Below are 23104 nucleotides of genomic sequence, written 5' to 3'. Positions count from 1 at the left end.
TCGAACGAAGGCGGGACGGCGCTCGTGGAGCGCCCTCCCGCTACGCCCCCGCCTGCTCCTCGAGCTCCTCCTGCGACGCGTTCTGCGCCGGAGCGCGCCGCGGCGGCTCCAGCACCAGCGGCAGGATCTCCTCCATCGACGACACCATCGTGATCTTGATCTGCTCCTTGACGTCCTGCGGCACGTCCTCGAGGTCGCGCCGGTTCTTCACCGGGATGAGCACGTGCCGGATCCCGGCGCGGTGGGCCGCGAGCAGCTTCTCCTTGACGCCGCCGACCGGCATCACCCGCCCGCGCAGCGAGATCTCCCCCGTCATCGCGACGTCGCTGCGCACCGGCGCCCCGAGCAGCAGCGACGCCACCGCGGCGAACATCGTCACGCCCGCGCTCGGCCCGTCCTTCGGCGTGCCGTGCTGCGGGATGTGCACGTGCAGATCGATCTCCTTGAGCCACTCCGGATCGAGGTGCAGCCGATCGGCCTTGCTGCGCACGAAGCTCACCGCCGTGCTCGCCGACTCCTGCATCACGTTCCGCATGTTGCCGGTGAGCACCACGTTGCCCTTGCCCGGCATCTTCGTCGCCTCGATGAAGAGGATCTCGCCGCCCGCCGGCGTCCACGCGAGGCCGGTCGCGACCCCCGGCTGGAGCGTCCGCTCGGCGATCTCGGGGCGGTGCTTGTGCGGGCCGAGCACCTGCTCCACGTGCTCGGGCGTCGCCACCTCGCGCACGTCGTGGCCCTCGGCGACCTTCACCGCCGTCGCGCGGCACACCGCCGCGATCTGCCGCTCCAGGCCGCGCACGCCCGCCTCGCGCGTGTAGTGGTCGACGACCGCCTCGATGCCCGGCTCCGTGAACTCCAGGCGCTCGTCCGTGAGCCCGTGCGCCGACAGCTGCTTCGGCACCAGGAACTCCCGCGCGATCCCCAGCTTGTCCGTCCGCGTGTAGCCGGGCACCTCGATGACCTCCATGCGGTCGACGAGCGGCCCCGGGATCCCGTCCCAGTTGTTCGCCGTCGCGAGGAACATCACCTGCGACAGATCGAACGGCAGGTCGAGGTAGTGGTCCTGGAACGTCGAGTTCTGCTCCGGATCGAGCACCTCGAGGAGCGCCGCCGCCGGATCGCCCCGCAGGTCGACGCCCATCTTGTCGACCTCGTCGAGCACGAGCACCGGGTTCTTGGTCCCTGCCTTCTTCAGCGCCTGCAGGATGCGCCCGGGCAGCGCGCCCACGTACGTGCGCCGGTGCCCCCGGATCTCCGCCTCGTCGCGCACGCCCCCGAGCGCGATCCGCTCGTAGCGGCGCCCCATGCTGCGCGCGATCGACTTGCCGAGCGACGTCTTGCCGACGCCGGGCGGCCCGATGAAGAGCAGGATCGGCCCCTTCTTGTCGGTGCGAAGCTGCCGGATCGCCGAGTACTCGACGATCCGCTTCTTCACCTTCTCCAGCCCGAGGTGATCCTCGTCGAGGCAGCGCCGAACGCTCTCGACGCTCAGCTTGTCCACCGTCGTCTTGGACCACGGCAGATCCGCGATCCACTCGAGGTACGTCTTGGTCACGTTGAACTCGGCCGACTGCTGCGCCATCGAGCGCAGCCGGCTGAGCTGCTTGCGGACCACCTTGTCGACCTCCGCCGGCACCTTGGCGCGCCGGATGCGCTCGCGGAGCTCCTCGATCTCGTCGTCGTCGCCGCCCTCGCCGAGCTCCTCCTTGATCGACTTCATCTGCTGCCGGAGGATGTACTCGCGCTGCGACTTGCCCATCTCCTCCTGCACCATGGAGGAGATCTCCTTCTTGACCCGCAGCACCTCGAGCTGGCGGCCGACCATCGCGAGCACGAGGCGGACGCGCGCCTTCACGTCGAACGCCTCGAGGATCTCCTGCTTGTCGCCGACCGAGGCCTGCGCCTGCGGGAAGTTCGAGGCGATCAGATCGGCGAGCGCGCCCGGCTCGCGCACGTTGTCGAGGATGCCCGCCGTGTCGCGCGGCAGGTTCGGCATCAGGCCGAGCACCTCGCGCGTCGCCTCGCGCAGGCCCGCGCCGAGCGCCTCGAGCTCCACGTCGCGCACGAGCGACTCCGGGATGCGCTCGATCCGCGCGCGCATGTACGGCTCCAGCGAGAACGCCGACTTCACCCGGAAGCGGCCGAGCCCGTTCAGCACGACCGAGTAGTTGTTCGGGCCGAGCCGGATGACCTTCACGACGCGCGCGACGGTGCCGACGGAGTAGAGCTCCTTGAACGTCGGCTCGTCCACGTCGGGCGACCTCTGGCTGATCACGCCGACCAGCGCGCGCTCGCGGCCGAGGAGATCCTCGACGAGGCGCACGCTCCGCGGCCGGCCGACGTTGATCGGCACGACCGACATCGGGAACAGCACCGAGTTGCGCAGCGGGAGGATCGGGACGCTATCCGCGTCGGGCGAGGGGGGCGTTCGCGAAGAAGGATCGCCGGTCGGCATGCAGACAACCCTAGTACAGCGCTCTTCTCGAAGCCATGACGCGGGCGCGCCGCTAGAAGTCCTTGATCTTCCAGACCCCGTGCTCGCGCGTGAAAGCGACCGTGCCGCCGGCGCCATAGGCCATGGACGCGCTGTCCCCGGTCTCCTCGATGGTCGCGGTCGGCAGCGCCGCCTTGATCGCCTGGACGACCCGGTTGATCTGCTCCTTCTGCGGCCCCTCCCAGGCGCTCTTCAGCTTCTCGGGCGTCAGCTGCGCCGCGGCGGCCGCGGCCCTGACCGTCCCGGGCCGACCGCCAGGCTTCTGCGCCGCGTCAGCTCCCGCGGTCCCCGGCGCGGCTCCAGGTCCGGCGGGCTGCGCCGGGCCCTCGCCGCCGGCGCGCGAAGCGCCCGCCTCGCCGGGCGCGCCTGCCTCATCGGGCGCGGCGCCCGCGGGCTCGACGAGGCCTTCCCTCTCGGCGTCGGGAACGTAGCGCATGATCACGTCGTAGCGCCTCCGCTCGAAGGCCCGCAGGAACCCCACCAGCGCCTGCCGGGGCGTCGCCTGACCGTAGAGATCGACCGCCGCCGCGTCGAGCCGCCAGCGGCCCCCCTCGAAGACGAGCAGGAGCTCCTCGCCGTTCGGCATGGTGACCGTCGCGGTCACCACCGGATCGGCCGCGGGCCGCGCGATGGCGCGGGCGATCTCGAGCGCGTCGTCCGGGTTGTCCCGCACCGCGCGCCGGAAGGCCTCGAGCGACATCGACCGCTTGGCCTCGTCCGAGAGCAGCCGGTAGGCCGCGTCGACGCGCCCCTCCTGGAGCGCCTGCGCGTAGGCCCGGAGCGTGTCGCTCGGGCCCTGCTGTGCGTAGCTCGATCCGCACGCGGGGAGCGCGAGGGCGAACAGGAGAAGCGCCGTGCGTTTCACGGATCGCGCCATAGCACACGCGGCGGCGAGCGCGCAGGCGGCGCGCCGCCGCCCCCTGCGCTCGCCGCCGTCCCCGTCACTTCGCGCGCTTCAGCACCGCCCCGTCCTTCACCGGCGCGCCGTCGCTGCCGTCCGGCGATCCCTCGTTGATCCAGTAGACGGTCGCCTCGTCCACCGCGATGTCGCCCGGCCGCGCCTGCCCCGAGGCCAGCACCTCCTGCTCCCCGCCCCCCTTCGGCATGCGCACGACCGTCCCCGCGTCGCGCCGCGTCCAGTACACGTGCCCCTCGTCCACCGCGAGGCCGTTCAGCTGGCCCTGATCCGACACGATCTCCTCGGGCGCGCCGGCCTCCGCCCCGCTCAGATCCGCCCGGAAGACGCTGCCGCCCTCGAAGCTCGCCCAGTAGACCGCCGCCGCGTTCCCCTCCCCGTCCACGTCGAGCGCGATCTCCCGCGGGGTGAGCTGCTCCGCGGCGATCGTCACCGAGGCCTCTCCCACGCGGCACGCCACCGCCCCGTCGGTCCTGCCCAGCGTGCCCTGGTACGTCCAGCACACGGTGTCCCCCGCGCTGGCCACGCGGTAGGGCGACGAGAACGCCGTGCCGGGCGGCGTCAGCTCCTCCGGCGCGCCGAGCGCGACCTCCGCGCCGCTGCCGCTCAGCTGCGCCCGGAACACGCCGCCTCCCCAGAGCTCGGTCCACGCGAGCGCGCCGCCCGAGAGCGCGAGCCCCTCGGGCTGCTCCAGATCCGCGAGCAGCACGCGCGGCTCGCCGCCCGCGAGCGGGACCACCCTCAGCGTGCCGTCCTCCGCGTTCGTCCAGAAGGCCACCTGCCGCACCTCGTCGATCGCGAGATCCCGCGGCGAGGCCTGCGTCGCGCCGAGGATCAGCGGCTCGCCGCCGTCCACGGGCGCCGTCTTCAGCGCCCCGTCCTCTTGGGCCATCCCCTCGCCGTCGAACGTGGCGCCCGCGATCCACGTCACGCCGCCCGCCGCCACCTGCAGCGACACCGGGTGGACCTGCGCCACCGCCACGGGGACGGGCGCCGACGCGTCGGGCTCCGTGGACTCGCCGCCCAGCAGCGCCGACCACGGGCCGCACGTCGGCAGATCCGTGCCCTTCCTGCGGCACTGCCCCTCGCCCGCCGCCGCGATCGCGAGCCCCGCGAGCTTGCCGCTCTGCGCCCGCCGGCACACCTCGACCGGCAGCCGGAGCACGTTGCCCTCCTCCACCCGGAAGCCCGCGTCGCTCTCCGCGTCGAGCGGCACGAAACACGCGCTCTCGCCGCAGATCCCGCCGCCCTGCGTGAGCAGCGCGACGTTCACGTCGCCGCTCGGCGCGGCGGCCCGGCAAACGGTGCCGTCCGCGGCGAACGCCTCGAGATCGACCGGCGCCGACGTGGCGGCGGCGAAGCACTGGAGAGTGTCGAAGCAGAGCCCGTCGCCGTCGCCTGCCCCGCCGCCGAACACGGCCACCGCCTCGTAATCGGGCAGCTCGCGCGAGTCGACCTCGCGCGGCACGCACGAGCCCGCGACGCAGCTCTGGCCCTCGGGGCAGCTGTTCTTGACGAGCACGTTGCCCTCCGCGTCGCGCAGCGCGTTGCCCTGCTCGTCGCGCTCGACCTCGGCCGAGCCGTCGCACAGGAACTGGATGGGCATGTGCAGCGTCGCCGTGCGCCCCTCGGGCACGGTCGTCAGCACCTCGCGGAGCAGGCGCACCCCGTCCTTCCCGCCGCGGCTCGCGATGACGCGCACCCGGAGCGCCTGCGACGGGTCGTCGGGCGTGAGGAAGCCCAGCGTCGCCGGCAGGAGGATCGACCCCTCGCTCCCGAGCCGCTCGAACGTCTCGTCGTAGACGACGGACCCGTCGAGCGTCGCCTCGATCCGGACCGTATCGATGTCCTTCGGCAGCGACATGTCCGTCTGGAAGACGACCATGAGCTGCCCCTTCTCCCCGCCGCAGGCCGAACCCGCCGCCGCCGCGAGCGAGAGCAACACCGCCGACATCGGTCCCGTCCGCTTCGTCCGCTTCGTCCGTTTCATCCGCATCAACGTCTCCCTCCGAAGCCGAGCGGGACCGTGCCCAGGCTGCCCTGCTCCGCCGGCGTCCCCGGCTCGAAGAGCAGCGAGCCGGCGACGAGCGCGCCCGCGAAGATCGCCGCGCCGCCGCCGATCCAGAGCCACTTGCTCGCGCCGCCCCGCTGCGCGGCGCGCTCCAGCGACACGTCGATCCGGCGGCGCTCGTCGTCGCGGACCAGGATCTGCGCCTCGTGCGGCGTCATCCCCGGCGCCGTCACCCGCAGCGCGTGGGTCCCGCTCTGCACCGAGCCCTCCCAGCGGCCCTTGCCCACCACCTTGCCGTCGATCGCGATGAGATCGTCCTGCCCCGCCGCGATGGCGAGCCGCCCCCGGTTCACCGCCCGGTCGAGCCGCGCCACGAGCGCGACGCTGTCGCCGCCCACGACCTTCACCTGCCGGACGAAATCGACGAAGCCCGGCTTCGACACGCGGATGCGGCGCTCGCCGATGTCGATCGGCACCGGCGCGGCGAGCGGCGTCGTCCCGACCGGCTCGTCGTCCACGAACACCGTGGCCCCCGGCTCGCTCGCCCTGACATCGAGGAGGGACACGAAGATCCCGGCGGCCTTGAGCAGATCGGCGATGTCCTGCCTGTCGCGCGCCGACAGCGCGGCGCCCGCCTCGGCCTCGATCCGGCGCAGCGTCGCGAGCATCGTCGCGTAGCGCCGCAGGTTCTTCTGGCAGAGCGCGACCTTCCAGAGCAGCCGGTGATCGCGCGACAGCTCGTAGGCGCGCTCGTACCGCGCGAGCGCGCCCGCGTAGTCGCCGTCGTCGAACAGCGCCGCGCCCGCCCCGTGCTCCGCCCTGGCCATCCCGGTCAGCGACTCCGCGAGCGGCGTCTCCGCGGGCGGCGTCGCGGCGGGCACGGCGGGCGCTGGCTGGGCCGCGGCGACGCCCGCCGCGAGCCACACGCCGAGCGCGGCCGCGATGGCGCGCCCCCAATGGCCCAGGTGCTTCCCTCGCATCGATGCTCCTTGCTGGCGGAGGCACGCCGCGATGGCCGCGCTCCGACTCTCCGACTCTCCACCTCGGATTACCGCGATGCTATCCGATGCACGCGCCGCACGAGCAACTGTTGGAAACGTCTCGGACAAATCGCCTTTGCTCCGCTTGCGGTGGCGGGGATACCATCCGGCGCCCATGAGAGGCTTCATCACGGTGGGCGCGGCGCTCGCGGGCGCGCTGATCGGCATCGCCCTCGGCCCGTCCTCCGCGCGCGCGGAGGGGCCTGGCGCCGTCGCGCTCAGCCGGTTCGAGCCGACACCCGCGGGTGATCCGCTCTTCGGTGTGCCGTCGCCGTTCATCGGAGGGCACCTGGTCCCGCGCGGGCTCGCCCTGTTCGACCACGCGGAGGATCCGCTCACGCTCGGAGGCGGCACATCGCCGGAGCGGGCGATCGTCGGCAGCCAGTCGCTCCTCCACGTCGGCGGCTCCCTCTCGCTGTGGGATCGGCTGCTCGTCTCGGCGTCGCTGCCGCTCGCGCTCGCCCAGAGCGGCGACGGCGCCGCGGCGGCGGCCGGCGCGGGCGCCCCCGAGGCGCCGTCTTCCCCGGAGCTCGGGGATCTGCGCCTCGGCGTGCGCGTCCGGCTGCTCGGCGACGACGGCGACCCCTTCCAGCTCGGCACGAGCGCGTCCCTGCACCTGCCCACGGGCAGCTCGGACGCCTACGTCGGCGAGGGCGCGGTCCGCGTCACGCCGCAGCTCCTGCTCGGCGGGCGCATCGCGCGCGTCGTGTGGAGCGTCGCGGCCGGCGCGGTGATGCGGAGCTCCGAGAGCCCCTCGACGCTCGCTTATGGCGGCGGCGCGGGCGTGCTCCTCTGGGACGAGCGGCTGCAGCTCGGCCCGGAGGTGTACGCCGAGACGATGCTCCAGGGCGGCTCCCTGTCGCTGACCGCGCGCGAGCGGGTCGAGGTGGAGAGGACGACGAGCGCCGAGCTCCTGCTCGGCGCTCGGCTCCGCCCCCTCGCTGGCCTCGTCGTCGGGGCGGCCGCCGGTCCGGGCATCGGCGACGCCATCGGCACGCCGTCGTTCCGCGCGATGGGGACGGTGGCGTGGGCTCCCCCGGCGCCGCCGCCCGCCGGCGCGGCGGCGGAGGCCGGCGCGAACGCGGATCCGGACGTGGACGGCATCCCCGGCGCGCGGGACGCGTGCCCGTACGCGCACGGCCCGGCCAGCGCCGACGCGAAGAGGAACGGCTGCCCCGTCGAGGACGAGGACGAGGACGGCGTCGCCGATCCGGACGACCTCTGCCCCCGGGCGGCCGCGGGCTCCGGGGGCGGCGATCCGTCGCGGCGCGGCTGCCCCGCGGACCAGGACGGCGACGGATTGCCCGACGCGCTCGACGCGTGCCCCGCGGAGAAGGGCGACGCAGCGGGCGGCGCGACGCGCCCTGGCTGCCCCCCTGGTCCTCGCCAGCCCACGGACCGGGACGGCGACGGCCTGCCCGACGACGCCGACGCGTGCCCGCGCGAGAAGGGCCCGGCGAGCGGCGACGCGCCCGCGAGCGGCTGCCCGACGCGGGTGCGGGTGCAGGGCGAGCAGATCGTGCTGCTGGAGCCCGTCGTGTTCCGCGTGCTGAAGAATGACCCGGCGCCGATCGATCCGAAGAGCGAGGCGGTGCTCGCCGAGGTGCGCGACGTCATCGAGCAGCACCCGGAGTGGGTGAAGATCGAGGTCTCCGCGCACACGGACGGCGCCGGCAACGCCAGGTTCAACGAGACGCTCTCGACCGCTCGCGCGGAGGCCGTGCGCCGGTGGCTCGTCGGGAAGGGCATCGCGGCCGAGCGGCTGGTCGCGAAGGGATACGGGGCGAGCCAGCCGATCTCGGACGACAGGAGCGCGGCCGGGCGGGAGAAGAACCGGCGCGTGCAGCTCCTCGTCCTGGAGAAGAGGTAGCCGGCGGGCGACGTCGGAGCGCTGACGAGCGCGGTCCGCGGTCAGGCCGTCAGGCGCGGCCCGGGGAGCAAGAGAGTGATGATGAAGCGAACCGTCATGGCCACAGCAGTCGGCGCCGCGCTGGCCCTCGCGGCGGCGCCGCGGAGCGCGGCGGCGCAGTGCGCTGTCACAGGGCCCGTTCAGGCGCTCGTCGATGGTCTCAACTTCCGGTGGGACGTCGGGACGGAGGGGGTGATCAGCGACGGGACCGATGACGCCTTCGACAGCGGCATGCTGCTTCGGGTGGACGGGGTCGCCTTTCCTGCCTCGGCCCGGGTGGAGGAGATGGACGGGCGGCAGTTCGTCCACGGGCCGGCGCTCGTCGGCGATCTCGAGGTCACCCGGAAGGTGTACGTGCCGACCGACGAGGGCTGGGCGCGCTTCCTGGAGATCCTCCACAACCCCACCGCCGGAGAGCGGGCAACGGTCGTGCGGATCGAGACGAACGTCGGATCCGACCGCGCCACCACCATCACGCAGTCGCACACCGGCGATCTGGAGTTCACGCCGGCGGATCGATGGCTCGCCACCGACGACGCCGTCGACATGGCGGGGGATCCGAGCCTCTTTTTCAATTTCTACGGGCCTTCCGCGGTGATCGCCCCGGGGAGCGTCGGGATGGCCACCTTCGACTGCGCGGAGACGCAGGGGCCCGTCATCGAGTTCACCCTGCAGCTGCCGCCCGGAGAGACGCGGGTCGTCATGCACTTCGGCGGCCAGCGCGCGAGCCGGGCCGATTCCCACGCGGGTGCGGCCCGCCTCGACGCGCTCCCGGCGCCGGCGCTCGCCGGGATGTCGGTGGCCGAGCGGGCCTTCGTCGTCAACTGGGACGTGGACGGCGACGGCGACGACGACGGCGTGAAGGACCTCGACGACAACTGCCCGTCCGCGCCGAACCCGGCTCAGGCCGACGCCGACAGCGACGGCGCGGGCGACGTCTGCGATCCCGACGACGACGGCGACGGCGTCCTCGACGGCGACGACGACTGCCCGCTCACGCCGAACGCCGATCAGTCGGACCTCGAGGGCGACGGCGCGGGCGACGCCTGCGATCCCGACGACGACGGCGACGGCGTGCCCGACGACGTCGACAACTGCCCGTCGACGCCCAACGCGGCGCAGGAGAACAACAAGGACGAGTCGCCGCCGGACGACAGCGGCGACGCGTGCGACGACGACGACGACAACGACCGCCTGGGCGACGAGGCCGACAACTGCCCGCTCGTCCCCAACCCCGATCAGGCCGACGCCGACACGGACGGCCGGGGCGACGCGTGCGACCTGAACGCGCTGGACAGGGACGACGACGGCGTGGGGGACGGCGTGGACAACTGCCTCTCCATCCCGAACCCCGACCAGTCCGATCTCGACCGCGACGGCGAGGGCGACGCGTGCGACGGCGACGACGACGGCGACGGCGCGCCCGACGACGGCGACAACTGCCCGCTCACGGCGAACCCGAGCCAGAGCGACGGCGACGACGACGGCTACGGCGACCGGTGCGACGACGACGACGACGGCGACGGCGCGCCCGACGCCGGCGACAACTGCCCGTTCCTCTCGAACGAAGGGCAGGAGGACGCGAACGGCGACGACGTCGGTGACGCGTGCGACTGCAGCGCGCCGGCGAAGCCCGACGGCACGCCCTGCGACGACGGCGACCCCTGCACCCGGACCGACGCCTGCGACGGCGGCGTCTGCAAGGGCGCCGATCCGGTCGTGTGCGCGCCTTCCGGGGACGCCTGCACCTCCGCGCAGTGCCACCCGAGGCACGGCGAGTGCGCGCTCTTCCCCAACGAGGGCGCCCGCTGCCCCGGCGGCACCTGCGTGGCTGGCGGCTGCGTGCCCGATGACGCCGGCAGCGGAGGCGGCGGCGCGGGCGGCAAAGACGGTGCGGGCGGCGGCGACCCGGGCTCGGGCGGCGGCGACCCGGGCTCGGGCGGCGGCGACCCCGGTGCGGGCGGCGTCGGAGGCCACGGCGGCGAAGACGGCTCGGGCGGCGAGGGCGCCACCCCCAGGCCGCTGCGCGGCGACCCCCGGGCGCACGGCAACGGCTGCGGGCTCGCGGCGGGCGCCGACGGGGCGGCGGGCTCGGCAGCGGCGTGGCTCGCCGCCGCGGCGCTCCTCGCGCGGTGGCGGCGGCGGCGCGGGTGACGCGCGCTGACGGGCCGTCCGTCACGTGATCGGCGCCAGCGCACACCGCGCGATGCGCCGATCCACGCGTGCCTGCGGCCCTCGTTGCCGGCCCCGTGGGTACCGCGCGCGCTGCCTGCCGTGGTACGGTGAGCGCGGTGCGAGACCTTGACGAGCTTCGCCGGTTCGCTCGCCAGGACTGGGCGGCAGCCCAGCGCGACAAGGAGCTCTACTGGCGCGACTGGAAGAAGCAGCACGGCCCCGCCGCTGGAGTCCGGATCGCCGATGAGCTCCGCAAGCAAGTCCTCGCGCAAAGGCCAGCGTGGCCGAGCGACGGAGAGCGCGAAGAAGACCTCGCCACGCACCTCCGCGTCCTCGAGGCGCTCGATCGCCTCCCGCCCCGCCGCCGTCGCGTTGCTCGCTGACTTCGCCGCAGCGATGCGCAGGCGGCGCCTTGACTGGTATGTCTTCGGCGCCCAAGCAGCGGTGGCCTACGGGAGACCCCGCATGACCGCGGACGTCGACGTCACCGTCGCCATCGAGCAGCTGGGCACGCTCGCGCTCGTCGACGAGCTCTCGCGTGCCGGATTCGACCTCCGGGTCGCCCTCGGCGAGGACTTCCTGCGCGACGCTCGCCTGCTGCCGCTGGTGCATCGCTCGACCGCCATGCCCGTCGACGTCGTGCTCGCGGGCTCCAGCCTGCACCTGGAGTTCCTCGCGCGCCGGAGGCTCGTCGACGTCGGGGGCGTGCGTGTGCCGATGATCAGCCCGGAAGACCTGATCGTCACCAAGGTCCTGGCCGGCAGGCCCAAGGACCTGGAGGACGTGCGCGGGGTGCTGCTCGAGCAGCTCCGCCTCGACCTCGAACGCGTCCGCGAGCTGCTCGGCGAGCTCGAGGTCGCGCTCGGCGACGACCAGCTGATCCGTCGTTTCGAGCGCCTGATCCGTCGACCACGCGCGACGCGTGCTCGCGCGAAGTGACCCCAGGGCGGCCCGCGCTCGATCCCGGCGCGCGGCCTGCGGCATGCGATATGCGCCGCCCGGCCGCGTCACTCCACAGGCGGGCTGACCCCGGGCGCGCCTCCGGCGGCGGCGCCCCCCTCCCCCGCTGCCGCCGGCTGGCGAGGCCCTTCGGCGCCGGCGCTCCCGGCCTTGCCGCCGGCGTAGCGCCTGCCGGCTCGCTCGGACGCCTTCAGGACGGGGCCGCGGATCGTCTCGATGGCTTCCGCGGGAGCGCTGGAGATCTCCAGGTTGGAGAGCACCGCAGCGACGACGCGGAGCCATTGATTGCGCGCCGCCAGGATCGTCGCGTTCACGACCGGCGCGGTCTTCTCCTTGGCGGCGAGCGCGTCCCGCCGGTGCTCGATCGTCGAGAGCTCCTTGCCCGACGCGATCCACCGCTGCACGGTGTGGAGCAGCGTCGTCTTGCCCGGCGCCGGGATCGCCTTGAGGAACGCGGCGGTCGAGGGCTCCTCGTCGAGGAGCCGGGCGATCCGCGCCGTGTTGCCCGACTCCGCGGTGGGCGACGCCTTGATGATGGCGAGCCCGGTCGGGAACAGGCTGGCCTGGGCCCGATCACACGCCTCCGCCCCCGCGACGTCCGGCGGCTCCTCCGCCAGACAGTGCTCGCGGTGCGCGTCGATGCCGTACGAGACCGCCTTGGCCAGGTGATCGTGGCGCTCGTCGACCTTCGAGAGCTCGTCGTTCAAGGCCGTCATCCCGGCCGACACGCCCGTCCTGCTCGGGCGAACCGCCAGCACGGCGCCGTGGACCTCGGCCACCTTGTCGTGCAGCCCGGCGATCTCCGGGATCGACAGGAACAGCCGCTTCCGCTGGGCATCCTCGATCCACGGAGCAACGAGGGCGACCATCTCTTCAATCATCAGGTGTTTCAACATGGGACAGACCTCCACGTGGGGGACAGCGCGTCGTGCCAGGGAAGCGCCGGTCTCGTGTCCTGTCGATGACACCCGATTACAGGAGCAACCGCGGAGCGCGCAGCGCGGCCCCAGGGCGCGCCTCGGGGTGACCGACGTGACGTGACGGCCCTCACCAGCGCCCGTCATGGGCCGAGGCTCACAAGAGCCGGAGGAAGGCAGCCCCGATCTGGAGCGCAGCGTAATTTTGAAGGGAAGCCCAGGTGTGGACCTGGGCACCGCGTTCGCGGCAAGGTCCTGGGAGGGTCGCGATCTTGCCGGCACGTCGAGCTCCGACGCTCGGGCAGATCGCGACCTGGGCGAGCGCCTGGCGACGAGCGTCAGCTCAGGTCACGTTCTCGACGGGACACCCGAGTTCGAGCGTCCTCCCAGATCGCGACCTGCCGGAACGCCGGACGACGAGCGTCAGCCCAGGTCACGTCCTTGACGGCAGGTCGTTATCGACCGCTTTCCCAGATCGCGACCTGTCGGAACGCCGGACGACGAGCGTCAAGTCAGGTCACGCTCTCGACGGCACGTCGATATCGAGCGCTCGCCCAGATCGCGACCTGCCGGAACGCCGGACGGCGAGCGCTCGGTTGGGTGGCATGGGTGTTAACCAAGCTCGTTCGGTCGCGCTCAGGGCCCCAAGCCCCCCTCCCCCCCAGCGGTCACCAACGTGGTCGTGGTCGTGGTCGTGGTCGTCAACGACACCATCGTAGACGTGAACGTTCCGCCGGTCCCTTGGTCGACGATCGTCTCTGCCCCCGTTTGCTTCCGCGCAACCAAGCTCCGGGTCGCGTCGACATCCGCGCGATGTTCGGTCGGATTCCAACGAGTCGTTCACGTTCACGATCGAGCCGTTGACGACCACGACCACGACCACGTCCACGTTCACATCCACGGCCGTTGACGACCACGACCGCAACGGGCGCTGGTGGTCGCATCCCGCCGGGGGATGCGACCGCTCCGTCACGGATTCACGGAGCCCGACGCCGACCACGGCCCGCACGTCGGCAGGCCCACGGTCTTCTGGACGCACGCGGCCGTCACCGGCGACGTCACCACGGCCGCGATCTTGCCGGCGGCCACCTGATCACAGACGGCGGTCGGCAGCTGGATCCGCCCGTCCTCCGCTACCCCGAAGCCATCCGCGCTGCCGGCGTCGAGCGCCACCAGGCAACGTTCGGCGTCATCGCAGATCCCGTCGCCCGCCGCGGTCTCCAGCGCCACGTTCAGCGGGACCCCGCCCTCGCCCGCGATCGAGCACGCCGCGTCGACCTCCGCAGGCGTCGTGCCCTGGAAGCAGGCCGTCACGTCGAAGCAATCGCCGTCGCCGTCGCCGTCACCGCCGCCATAAACGTCCGCGGGCGCGTAGTCGGGGAGCGCGCCAGCATCGACCTCGCTCGATGCACACGCCCCCGCGACGCAGGTCTGCCCCTCCGAGCAGTGCTTGTTCACCACGTCGCCGTTCGCCTCGATCTCGCCCGAGTCGTCGCAGAGGAAGTTGAGCGGCAGCGTGAGCAGCGCGACGCGGTCCTTCGGGATCCTCGTGACCGCCTCGCGCAGGACGCGCGGCGCGCCGAGCTCGTTCCCGATGCGGGCGCTGACCTTGATCCGGATCGAGTCGCCCCCGCCGCTCGAGGAGTAGAAGCCGATCGTCGCCGGCAGGCGCGCGGCGGCATCGGACTCGCCGAGCCGCTCGTAGGTCGCCGAGAACTTGGGGGTGCCGCCCTCGAACACCTGCACCTGGAGGGCGCCGAAGTCCTTGGGCATCTCGAGATCCGTCGAGACGGCGAGCATGATCTCGTCCGGCGGAGAGCACCCGCAGGCCGCGACAGCGACGAGCGCGGCGAGCGCCGCCCGGGCGACGGCGCTCATCGGCCACCCCCGAAGGGGATCGTGAACGTGGCGCCGCCCTTTTGGGACAGGGAGACCGAGCCGGGCGACGTGCGGCCGTCGACCGGCGGCTCCGGGCCGAAGACCCCCGTGGCGACCAGGACCGCGCCCGCGAGCACCAGCACACCGCCGCCGATCCAGAGCCAGGTCTCGACGTTCCCTTGCTTGGGCTGCGGGACCAGCGTGACCTGCACGCGGCGCGTCTGGTTGTCCTGGATCATCACCTCGGACTGGTGCGTCACCATGCCGGACGCCGTGACGCGGAGCGCGTGACCGCCGCTCGGCACGGGGCCGTCGTAGCCGCCGCGGCCGACCACGCGACCGTCGATGGAGATGACGGCGTCCGGCGCCGCCGTGACGATGAGCCGCCCTTGATGGACCTCTTTCTCCAGCGTGGCCGTGACCGTCACCTCGCCGCCGCCCGCCACCTGCTGGGAGACCTCGACGTCCTTGAAGCCCTTCTTGGTCACCCGGATCTTCCGGGTGCCGACGTCGAGCAGCACGGGCTCGCGGAGCGGCGTCTGGCCGACCTCCTCGCCGTCGACGAAGACCGTGGCCCCCGCCTCGCTGGCCTTCAGATCGAGCCGGCTCACGTACGCCTTCGTCGCCTCGATGAGCGCAGCGGCGTCCTTCCGATCCTGCTCCCCGAGCTGGGGGCCGGCGTCCCTGAGGAGCTTCTCGACCGTCCCGAGGAGGCGCGCGTAGCGCTTCAGGTTCTTCTGGCAGAGGGCGATGTTCCAGAGCAGCCGCGGGTCGCCGGAGAGCTCGAAGGAACGCTCGAACTTGATGATGGCGTTGCGGTAGTCGCCGTCGTTGAAGAGGATCCGCGCGGCCTCGTACTCGGCCTTGGCCTCGCCGGTGAGCGTCGCGGACAGCGGCCCCTGGACGGCAGGCGCGCCCGCGGCAGGCGCCGGCTGCGCCCCCGCGGGCGCCGGCTGCGCTCCCGCGGGCGCCGGCTGCGCCCCCGCGGGCGCCGGCTGCGCCCCCGCGGGCGCGAGGGCCGTCAGCACGGCGCCGCCGAGCGCGACCGCGGCGCCGACGCGCAGGCTCCTGCTGCTCCACAGCGGGAGCCGTTCGCTTCCTGGCCAACTCATCTGGGCTTACCTTTGTCGTTCAGCACATCGAAGATGCTCCCCGGCTGCGCGGCGGTCGCGGTCGCGGTCGCGGTCGGCGCGGCGGTCGCGGCCGGTGGGGCCGAGGGCGCGGCGGTGGGCTTCGGCCGAGGCCCCGTGGCGACCGGCGTCGCGCTCGCCGGCGCCTTCGGCCCGGCGGTCGACAGCGGCGCCGCGGTGGCCACCGGCGCGGCGGTCGCCACCGGGGACACGGTCGCTGACGGCGCCGCGGTCGCCGGCGGCTGCGGCTCCGCGGTCACCTCCGGAGGCGCGACCGGCGGGGGCGGGGCCGCCGTCGCGGGCGCCGAGGGCTCGGCGGAGGCGGTCGCCGCAACGGCCGACGGGTCGGCGGGAGGAGCGTCCGCGCCGCCATGGAACGTGACGAAGCGCAGGATCCCGCCGAGCACCACGGCGGCGCCCACCACGGCCAGCGCGAGCACGACGCCGCTCCGCGAGCGCGCCCCGGGCGCGGCGCCGCCGGCCGTCCAGCCAGGCGCGGTGCCCGCCGGGCCAGCCGTGTGGCCGACCGCGCCGACCGCGCCGCCCGCCGTCGCGCCGGCAGGCGGCGCCGCGCTGTGCCGCGCGGTCGCCGCGGGGACGCCGCTCACGCGCTCCTGCGACGTCTGCCAGGGGGGCGGCGTGCTCATGCGCTCGCGCACGGAGCTCGCCCGGTCCCGGAAGGAGACCGCGGGGACGAGCCCCAGCGTCCGCTCGATCCGCTCCAGCGAGGCCAGCGCGAGCGGAGGCCCGAAATCGACGATGGCGCCCGCGAGCTCGGCGACGGACTTGAAGCGCTTCGCGACGTCCCTCTCGAGGCAGCGCAGGATCGCCGCCTCGAGGCCCGGCGGCAGGTCGCTCCGGAACGTGGTCGGGGGCGGCGGCGGCTCGGTGTTGATCATCAGGATGAGCTCGGACAGCGAGCTCGCGTCGAAGGGGACACGCGCGGTGAGCAGCTGGTAGAGGATGGCGCCGAGCGACCAGACGTCCGCGCGCGCGTCGACCGAGCGCGCCGAGCGCATCTGCTCGGGCGCCATGTAGAGCGGCGAGCCGAGCACCATCGCCGTCTTCGTCAGTCCGAGCTCCGGCTCGGCCCCCGCCGTCGACGGGTCCGCGAGCGCCTTCGAGATGCCGAAGTCGAGCACCTTCACCATGCCGCTGCCGTCCGCCGCGCGCGTGAGGAAGAGGTTCGCCGGCTTGAGATCGCGGTGGATGATGCCGGCCGCGTGCGCCTCGGCGATGGCCTCGCAGGCCTCGAGCACGTAACCCACGGCCTCCTCCAGATCGAGCGGGCCGCGCCGCCGCAGCGTCTCCTGGAGGTCGCTCCCCTCCAGGTACTCCATCACCATGAACGGCGCGCCCGTCTCGAGCGTCCCGACGTCGAGCACGCGCGCGACGTGCTCGCTCTTCAGGCGCACCGCCGCGCGCGCCTCGCGCACGAAGCGCTCCACCATCTCGTCGTTGGCGCCGGGATGGAGCAGCTTGATGGCGACCCGCTGCTGGAGCTGCTCGTGCAACGCGGCGACGACGACGCCCATGCCCCCTTGCCCGAGGATGCGCTCGACCCGGTATTTCCCCGATAGAACTTGACCTTCGGTGACCGGTGAGCTCACGAACGCTCCCGCGCTGGGGCTGCCTCCAGGGCGCCACCACCGCCACGTTATCCAGGGGCCACCTTATGCGATCCGGCGCTCGCGTCCAAGGCCATTGCCGCGTTACCTGCGACGTCATCGGGATCACGCCGCTTCCCTTGCCGCGAAGGGCGACTACCCTACGCGCCATGCCCCGCATCGCCAGTGTCGAGCGCAAGACGCGCGAGACCGACATCCGCATCGAGATCGATCTCGACGGCCAGGGCCGCTCGGAGATCAAGACGCCGCTCCCCTTCCTCACGCACATGCTCGATCAGATCGCCCGCCACGGCCTGTTCGATCTCGCCATCCACGCCGAGGGCGACGTCGAGATCGACGGCCACCACACGACCGAGGACTGCGGCATCACCCTGGGCACGGCCGTGCAGAAGGCGCTCGGCGACAAGGCGGGCATCGCCCGCTACGGCGAGGCGACGCTCCCCATGGATGAGGCGCTCGCGCAGTGCGCGCTGGACCTCTCCGGCAGGCCCTACTTCGTCTGGCGGGTGCCGCTGCCCAAGGCGAAGCTCGGCACCTGGGACGTCGAGCTCGCCCCGGTGTTCTTCGAGGGCTTCGCGCGCGGCGTCGGCGCGAACCTCCACGTCCGCCTCATCGAGGGGGACAACCTGCACCACATCGTCGAGATCTGCTTCAAGTCGTTCGCCAAGGCGCTGATGAAGGCGACCCGGATCGAGCCGCGCGTCGCCGGCATCCCGTCCACCAAGGGGAGCCTCTGAGCCATGCAAGCCATCGCGCTCGTCGATTTCGGGATGGGCAACCTGCGCTCCGTGGAGCGGGCGCTCCAGAAGGCCGCCGAGGACGCCGGCGCGCCGTGCGCGGTGACGCGCACGGGCGACCCGGAGATCATCGGCCGGGCCGACAAGGTGGTGGTGCCCGGCCAGGGCGCCTTCCGCGACTGCGCCGCGGCGCTGCAGAGCGGCATCGGCGAGGCGCTGCGCGCGCAGATCCGGAAGGGGACGCCCTACCTCGGCATCTGCCTCGGCATGCAGGCGCTCTTCGACGGGAGCGAGGAGGCGGAGGGCGCGCGCGGGCTCGGCGTGTTCCCCGGCACCGTCAAGCGCCTCACCCCACAGCCGAGCGCGGCCGAGGCGGACGCGGTCACCGGCCAGCCCTGGGTCGGGATCAAGATCCCCCACATGGGCTGGAACCGCATCGCGTTCGCGCGCGAGGTGGCGGGCCCGCTCGGCGTGTTCGCTGGCGAGCGCCCCTTCGTCTACTTCGTCCACAGCTACCACGCCGTCCCGATCGATCCCGCGCTGGTCGCGGCGACGACGGAGCACGGCCCGCACCGCATCACCGCCGCGATCGAGCGGGACAACGTCACCGCGACGCAGTTCCACCCCGAGAAGAGCCAGGCCGCCGGCCTGCGCCTGCTCGCCCGCTTCCTGGAGGGCTGACCCGCCCGCGCGCGCGTCAGTGCGGGCGCAGCAGGCGCTGGTGCACCTGCTTGACCTGCGCGAGCTTGAGGTGCGCGCCCAGGGGAAGCTCGGGCGCGCGCGCCCCGCCCGCGCCGCGCCCGCGCCGCGCCCGCGCCGGGCGCGAGGGGGGAATCGGCGAGGAGATCGACGAGGAGCGCCGCGCCGCCCGCACCCGCTGCGGCCGCCGCGGGGCGAGCGGGAGATCGACGATGAACGCCGCGCCGCAGCCGAGCTCGCTCTCGACGCGGATCGCGCCGCCGTGCGCGCGCGCCGCGACGTGCGCGATGTACAGGCCGAGCCCCAGGCCGCCGAAGCGCTCCACCGGGACGGCCCGCTCGAAACGCGCGAAGATCCGCTCTTGGTCCTCCCGCGCGATCCCCATGCCGCGGTCGCGCACGATGAGCCGCGCCCGCGCGCGCGTCGCGCGCACCTCGATCGAGATCGGCTTGCCCTCGCCGAAGGTGAGCGCGTTCTTGATCAGGTGGAACGCCATGCGCTCGATGTGAGACCGGTCCCACCAGCCGATCACCGGGCCCTCGGCCGCGACCGAGATGGCGCCGTACGCGGCCGGCCGGTGCGCGACCGCCGTCGCGAGCACCTCGCGGATGAGCCCGACGAGCTCGACCGGCTCACGGGTCGGGGCGCCGCGGGCCAGGCCGCCGTGCCTCGCCTGGAACATGTCGTCGCAGAGCCGGGCGAGACGGCCGAGCTGACGGTCGAAGACGGCCAGCATCGCCGCCGCCCACGCCGGGGTCTTCTCCGGCTCCCGCTGGCTCATCCGCTTCGTCAGCTGGAGCTGCAGGAGGAGCGAGGTCACGGGCGTCCTGATCTCGTGCGCGGCGAGCACGAGGAAATCCTCCCGGATCCGGGCGGTGTCGTCCCGGATCGGGACAGCGGGGATACGAGGGTCGACGTCGTCCAAAAACGCGGTCATGGCAGAGCCTGCTGGGCGGAGTTGTGGTGTGCCCCCGCGCCCGCAAACGCATGGAGTGTGCCGCCCGCGAGGGCCCGCAGATTGGCACTTCTGGCGGCAGGAGAGCGCCCGATCTGCCGAGCGGACGCGCGTCAAGGCGTCGCATCGCGCCGTCCACTGCGCAAAACCCCGCGAGTCTGAGCCGAGCCGCCTGGACCGTTCTGCAGCGCGCGGCGCCTCGGGTCACGCCGGAGCGCCGCCAGGCTGCTGCGGTACACGGGTCAGGGCGCACCCCTGCTTGCGGGCCAGGGTCCGCGGAGCAGCTTTGTCCGCATGCAACACCAGAGTGGAGAGCAACACCGGAGTGTGGAGCCGGGGGCCAGGGCTCAGGTCCGCGGCTCCATGAGCGAGCTGCACGCGCTCCTCAGGGAGTTCGACACCGCCATGCTCGTCACGATGACCCCCGAGGGGCTGATGCGGGGGCGGCCGATGGAGATCCAGGAGCCGGCCGAGCTGATGGACTGCGATCTCTGGTTCGTGACGGAGGACGAGGCGGCGAAGACAGGCGAGATCGCCCGCGAGCACCAGGTGGCGGTCTGCTGCTACAGGCCGCGGGATCGGGCGTACATCTCGATCTCGGCGCGCGCGACGATCGAGAGGAACGAGGAGAAGATCCGGAGCCTCTGGAAGCCCTCGTGGAAGGCGTGGCTGCCGGCCGGCCCCACCCACCCTCACGCGGCCCTCCTGAAGCTCTATGTCGAGCGCGCCGAGTACTGGGAGCCCGAGGGCGGGCGGCTGCGGGTCCTCTACGAGAAGGCCAAGGCGCTCGTCCAGCGGAGGTCGGCGGAAGACAAGCTGAACCCGCCGAAGCACATCTGAGCCACGCCGCGCTTATGGCGGCGATCGAGCAGGCGCAACCCGAGGCGAGAGGGTCCTTGGGCTGGATGAACCTCGGATGGATCAGCCAGGTGTCGGCGTAGCGTCGGCCGCGCGCTGCGCGCGCTCCCCGTCAGGGGTGCCGCTGCTCTCGAGCGCCGCGCAGATCTCGGCAAAGCCGTCAAAGGGTGTGCACGGTATCCCGTCGCGGGAGCAGAGCACGTCGAGGGCGCTGTCCCGCACCGCGAACACGCGATCGCAGCACCGCGCCGCGGGGTAGTCCAGCCGGCCGTCGCCGATGTAGACCGTGGAGGTCTCGCCGGTGGCCGCCTTCAGCTGGTCGAGCACGCGGATCTTGAAGTCCTCGCCGGGACCGAGCCGCACCGTCTCCGGCACGGTCACGCGCCAGCGCCCATCGAAGGCGGCATCGAAGCAAGAGAACGCGGTGCCCGGCGGCAGGAACTCGCGGATGTAGAACGGCAGGCCGTGGCTGATCACGTGGAACACCCACGACCGGCGGGCGCACAGGGCCAGAAGATCCGCGAAGCCCGACCGCAGCTCGGCGTGCGGGCGCAGCTCGGCCAGGAGCTCGGCGGCCGGGCGATCCACGTCGGCGTAGCCGCGGCGGAGGAGCTCGAACGGCGTGAGCTCGCCGGAGGCGGCAGGCGCGAGCAGCGCCTGCCGCCAGTCATAGCGAAGGTGGGCGTCCCAGATCCGGTTCGTCAGGTCGTCGCAGGTGATGGTCCCGTCGAAGTCGCAAAGAATGAGCACGACCGCTGATTTGCACGCCGCCACGCCGGACGCCACCGGCGTGCTGCCCTGACCGGCCCTCGCCACGGGATCGCCATCCACGGCTCGGGTGCGGTGCGCGCCCCCGAGCCGGGCCTCCGCGGAGGATCAGCCGCCGGCCGCGGCCAAGCCGCGACCGTCAGAGCGCGACAGGGAACGGATTGCGCTCCGTGAACGCGCCGACCTGGTGAAAGTAGGGATATGGCAGCTTCGTCTTGCTCGCAGCATCCAGCTTCGCGATGTGCTCTGGCGCGAGGTTCCAGCCGACCGCCCCGAGGTTCTGTCGAAGCTGCTCCTCGTTACGAGCGCCGATGATCACGTTCGCGACGCTCGGCCGCTGCAGCAGCCAGTTGAGCGCGATCTGCGGGACGGTCTTGCCCGTCTCCTTCGCCACCGCGTCGAGCGCGTCGACCACACCATAGAGGTACTCGTCGTCGATCTGCGGCCCCCCCTCGACAGACAGCTTGTTCCGGAGCCGGCTGACCTCCGGCAACGGCTGCCCGCGCCGGATCTTCCCCGTGAGCCGCCCCCAGCCCAGCGGGCTCCAGACCACCGCGCCGACCTTCTGATCGAGCGCCAGCGGCATCAGCTCCCACTCGTAGTCGCGCGCCACCAGCGAATAATACGCCTGGTGCGCCACGTACCGAGAGAGACCATATTTCTCCGACACCGCGAGCGACTTCATCAGGTGCCAGCCGGAGAAATTCGAGCATCCGAGGTAGCGGATCTTCCCCGCTCGCACGAGATCGTCCAGCGTGCCGAGCGTCTCTTCGAGCGGCGTGACCGCGTCGAAGCCGTGCAGCTGAAAGAGATCGATATGATCCGTCTGCAGCCGGCGCAGGCTCCCCTCGATCGACCGGATCAGGTGATACCGCGACGAGCCGACGTCGTTGGGGCCCTTGCCGCTCCGGAAGGTCGCCTTGGTGGAGATGATGACCTTGTCGCGCCTGCCCTTGATCGCGTGGCCGAGGATCTCCTCGGCGAGCCCGTCGGAGTAGATGTCGGCCGAATCGAACATGTTCATCCCGGCCTCGAGCGAGACGTCGACCAGCCGAGTCGCCTCGGCCACGTCGCTCGCGCCCCACCCCCGGAAGAACTCGTTGGAGCCACCGAACGTCCCGGTCCCGAGGCTCAGCACCGGTACCTTGAACCCTGACCCGCCGAGCTGTCTGAACTCCATGAATCGCCTCCGCGCCAAATGGGGACAACCTCTGAGCGCGGGGGGAGGAGCGCCGGACATCAGGCTCTCGCCCCCTTGCCGCGGTCGTGGACGGTTAGGAACTCCAAAGCGATCCGGAAGTCAAGCACCACCGTGGCCAGCGCGCGGAGCTGCGGGGAGCGTCGCAGCGGCCCGCCAGCACGGCCCGTCTGGCGCGAGGTCCCGGCGGCGCGAGGAGGAGCCGGCGCCGCCGGAGGGGCGCCGCGGCCGCGCGCGTCGCGTCGACGAGCGCGAGCGCCGCGCTCCGCGATCACAGCCCGAGATCGAACCGGAACGCCCGCAGCGCCTCCGCGCTCGCAGAGCACCGGAGGCGCTCGTCACGCGGCATCTGCCCGAGCGTGCGCGTGTGCCCGGCCGGGATGAACATCGGCTCCCAGTGGATGCCCTCGTCTCCCCGCCGCTCGACGGCGATCTCGCCGGGGACGCTGCCCGTGTAGACACGCAGCGTCCGGCCATCGCAATAACACACCTTCTGGACCACGTGCGCCGCGCGCGACTGCCCCGGAGGGATGAGGGAGCAAATCCGGTCCTGCAGCCGCTCCCAGAACGGCATCACGAGCGGGCCCGGGAAGCCGTTCAGGTGCTCGATGAAGAGGCCGCCGTGCTCGACGAAGAGCGGCACGAGGGAGAGCCGGTAGGCGGCGAGGGCCTCCTCGCGTACGACGGTGTCGAGATCCGAGGAGAGGATCTGGGGCACGTCGAGCCGGAGGACGCGGAGCGGCGTCGGGGCGTCCCTCCACACATAGGTCATGTCCGCGAGCTTGCGGTGGTTCGAGGAGACGAAATAGACCATGACCATCGCCCTCACCC

19 protein-coding genes are annotated in these 23104 nt (G+C 72.8%); 7 read left to right on the top strand and 12 right to left on the bottom strand.

The features are described 5' to 3' along the window. Window positions 1-40: 40 nt before the first annotated feature. From lon to WME82_RS15890, 4 genes are all read right to left on the bottom strand, one after another. Window positions 41-2455, bottom strand: a complete 2415-nt coding sequence (gene lon, locus WME82_RS15905) for an endopeptidase La (RefSeq protein WP_438043527.1) — start codon at window positions 2453-2455, stop codon at window positions 41-43. A 52-nt stretch (window positions 2456-2507) separates the two neighbouring features. Beyond that, window positions 2508-3359 carry a hypothetical protein gene (locus WME82_RS15900; RefSeq protein WP_438043526.1) on the bottom strand — a complete coding sequence of 284 codons (852 nt, stop codon included), beginning with the start codon at window positions 3357-3359 and terminating at the stop codon, window positions 2508-2510. A gap of 76 nt (window positions 3360-3435) precedes the next feature. Continuing rightward, a complete protein-coding gene (locus WME82_RS15895) occupies window positions 3436-5400 on the bottom strand; it encodes a hypothetical protein (RefSeq protein ID WP_438043525.1) in 1965 nt (654 codons plus the stop codon). A gap of 5 nt (window positions 5401-5405) precedes the next feature. Further along, on the bottom strand, window positions 5406-6401 hold the full coding sequence (locus WME82_RS15890) for a PEGA domain-containing protein (protein ID WP_438043524.1): 996 nt from the start codon (window positions 6399-6401) through the stop codon (window positions 5406-5408). Window positions 6402-6576: 175 nt separating this feature from the next. On the opposite strand from WME82_RS15890, the gene WME82_RS15885 reads away from it, so the two are divergent. From WME82_RS15885 to WME82_RS15870, 4 genes are all read left to right on the top strand, one after another. Next, a complete protein-coding gene (locus WME82_RS15885) occupies window positions 6577-8331 on the top strand; it encodes an OmpA family protein (RefSeq protein ID WP_438043523.1) in 1755 nt (584 codons plus the stop codon). Between the two features lie 96 nt (window positions 8332-8427). Beyond that, a complete protein-coding gene (locus tag WME82_RS15880; protein WP_438043522.1) occupies window positions 8428-10524 on the top strand; it encodes a thrombospondin type 3 repeat-containing protein in 2097 nt (698 codons plus the stop codon). Window positions 10525-10661: 137 nt separating this feature from the next. Further along, on the top strand, window positions 10662-10928 hold the full coding sequence (locus tag WME82_RS15875; RefSeq protein ID WP_438043521.1) for a hypothetical protein: 267 nt from the start codon (window positions 10662-10664) through the stop codon (window positions 10926-10928). A gap of 13 nt (window positions 10929-10941) precedes the next feature. Continuing rightward, window positions 10942-11484 carry a nucleotidyltransferase gene (locus WME82_RS15870; protein WP_438043520.1) on the top strand — a complete coding sequence of 181 codons (543 nt, stop codon included), beginning with the start codon at window positions 10942-10944 and terminating at the stop codon, window positions 11482-11484. A gap of 68 nt (window positions 11485-11552) precedes the next feature. Here the strand turns inward: WME82_RS15870 and WME82_RS15865 are convergent, their stop codons facing one another. The 4 genes from WME82_RS15865 to WME82_RS15850 form a co-directional block, all read right to left on the bottom strand. Then, complete coding sequence (locus WME82_RS15865; protein WP_438043519.1) at window positions 11553-12401, bottom strand: hypothetical protein; 849 nt, start codon at window positions 12399-12401, stop codon at window positions 11553-11555. A gap of 990 nt (window positions 12402-13391) precedes the next feature. Further along, window positions 13392-14300, bottom strand: coding sequence for a hypothetical protein (locus tag WME82_RS15860; RefSeq protein WP_438043518.1), 909 nt, complete (start codon window positions 14298-14300; stop codon window positions 13392-13394). Then, window positions 14297-15412 carry a PEGA domain-containing protein gene (locus tag WME82_RS15855; RefSeq protein WP_438043517.1) on the bottom strand — a complete coding sequence of 372 codons (1116 nt, stop codon included), beginning with the start codon at window positions 15410-15412 and terminating at the stop codon, window positions 14297-14299. Before WME82_RS15855 ends, WME82_RS15860 begins: the two co-directional genes overlap by 4 nt. Beyond that, the gene (locus WME82_RS15850) at window positions 15409-17040 is read right to left on the bottom strand and encodes a serine/threonine-protein kinase (protein ID WP_438043516.1); all 1632 of its coding nucleotides are present in this window, start codon (window positions 17038-17040) and stop codon (window positions 15409-15411) included. Before WME82_RS15850 ends, WME82_RS15855 begins: the two co-directional genes overlap by 4 nt. 167 nt (window positions 17041-17207) lie before the next feature. On the opposite strand from WME82_RS15850, the gene hisB reads away from it, so the two are divergent. Further along, complete coding sequence (gene hisB / locus WME82_RS15845; protein ID WP_438043515.1) at window positions 17208-17795, top strand: imidazoleglycerol-phosphate dehydratase HisB; 588 nt, start codon at window positions 17208-17210, stop codon at window positions 17793-17795. A 3-nt stretch (window positions 17796-17798) separates the two neighbouring features. Next, window positions 17799-18476 carry an imidazole glycerol phosphate synthase subunit HisH gene (gene hisH, locus WME82_RS15840; protein ID WP_438043514.1) on the top strand — a complete coding sequence of 226 codons (678 nt, stop codon included), beginning with the start codon at window positions 17799-17801 and terminating at the stop codon, window positions 18474-18476. 16 nt (window positions 18477-18492) lie between these two features. Here hisH and WME82_RS15835 read toward each other — a convergent pair whose 3' ends face one another. Next, the gene (locus tag WME82_RS15835) at window positions 18493-19431 is read right to left on the bottom strand and encodes a sensor histidine kinase (protein ID WP_438043513.1); all 939 of its coding nucleotides are present in this window, start codon (window positions 19429-19431) and stop codon (window positions 18493-18495) included. Between the two features lie 381 nt (window positions 19432-19812). Between WME82_RS15835 and WME82_RS15830 the strand changes: the two genes are divergently transcribed. Further along, entirely contained in the window at window positions 19813-20289 is a 477-nt protein-coding gene (locus WME82_RS15830; protein ID WP_012235453.1) for a pyridoxamine 5'-phosphate oxidase family protein, read from the top strand. Window positions 20290-20370: 81 nt separating this feature from the next. Here the strand turns inward: WME82_RS15830 and WME82_RS15825 are convergent, their stop codons facing one another. The 3 genes from WME82_RS15825 to WME82_RS15815 all read right to left on the bottom strand — a co-directional run bounded on the left by WME82_RS15825 (window position 20371) and on the right by WME82_RS15815 (window position 23093). Further along, window positions 20371-21123, bottom strand: coding sequence for an HAD-IB family phosphatase (locus tag WME82_RS15825; protein ID WP_438043512.1), 753 nt, complete (start codon window positions 21121-21123; stop codon window positions 20371-20373). 91 nt (window positions 21124-21214) lie between these two features. Next, entirely contained in the window at window positions 21215-22255 is a 1041-nt protein-coding gene (locus tag WME82_RS15820; RefSeq protein ID WP_437746314.1) for an aldo/keto reductase, read from the bottom strand. Window positions 22256-22544: 289 nt separating this feature from the next. Further along, a complete protein-coding gene (locus tag WME82_RS15815) occupies window positions 22545-23093 on the bottom strand; it encodes a non-canonical purine NTP pyrophosphatase (protein ID WP_438044896.1) in 549 nt (182 codons plus the stop codon). Window positions 23094-23104 lie beyond the last annotated feature (11 nt).

It is taken from the genome of Sorangium sp. So ce128 (assembly GCF_051525245.1).
GTDB lineage: Bacteria > Myxococcota_A > Polyangia > Polyangiales > Polyangiaceae > Sorangium > Sorangium cellulosum_B.
This window is presented reverse-complemented; position numbering and strand designations above follow the sequence as displayed.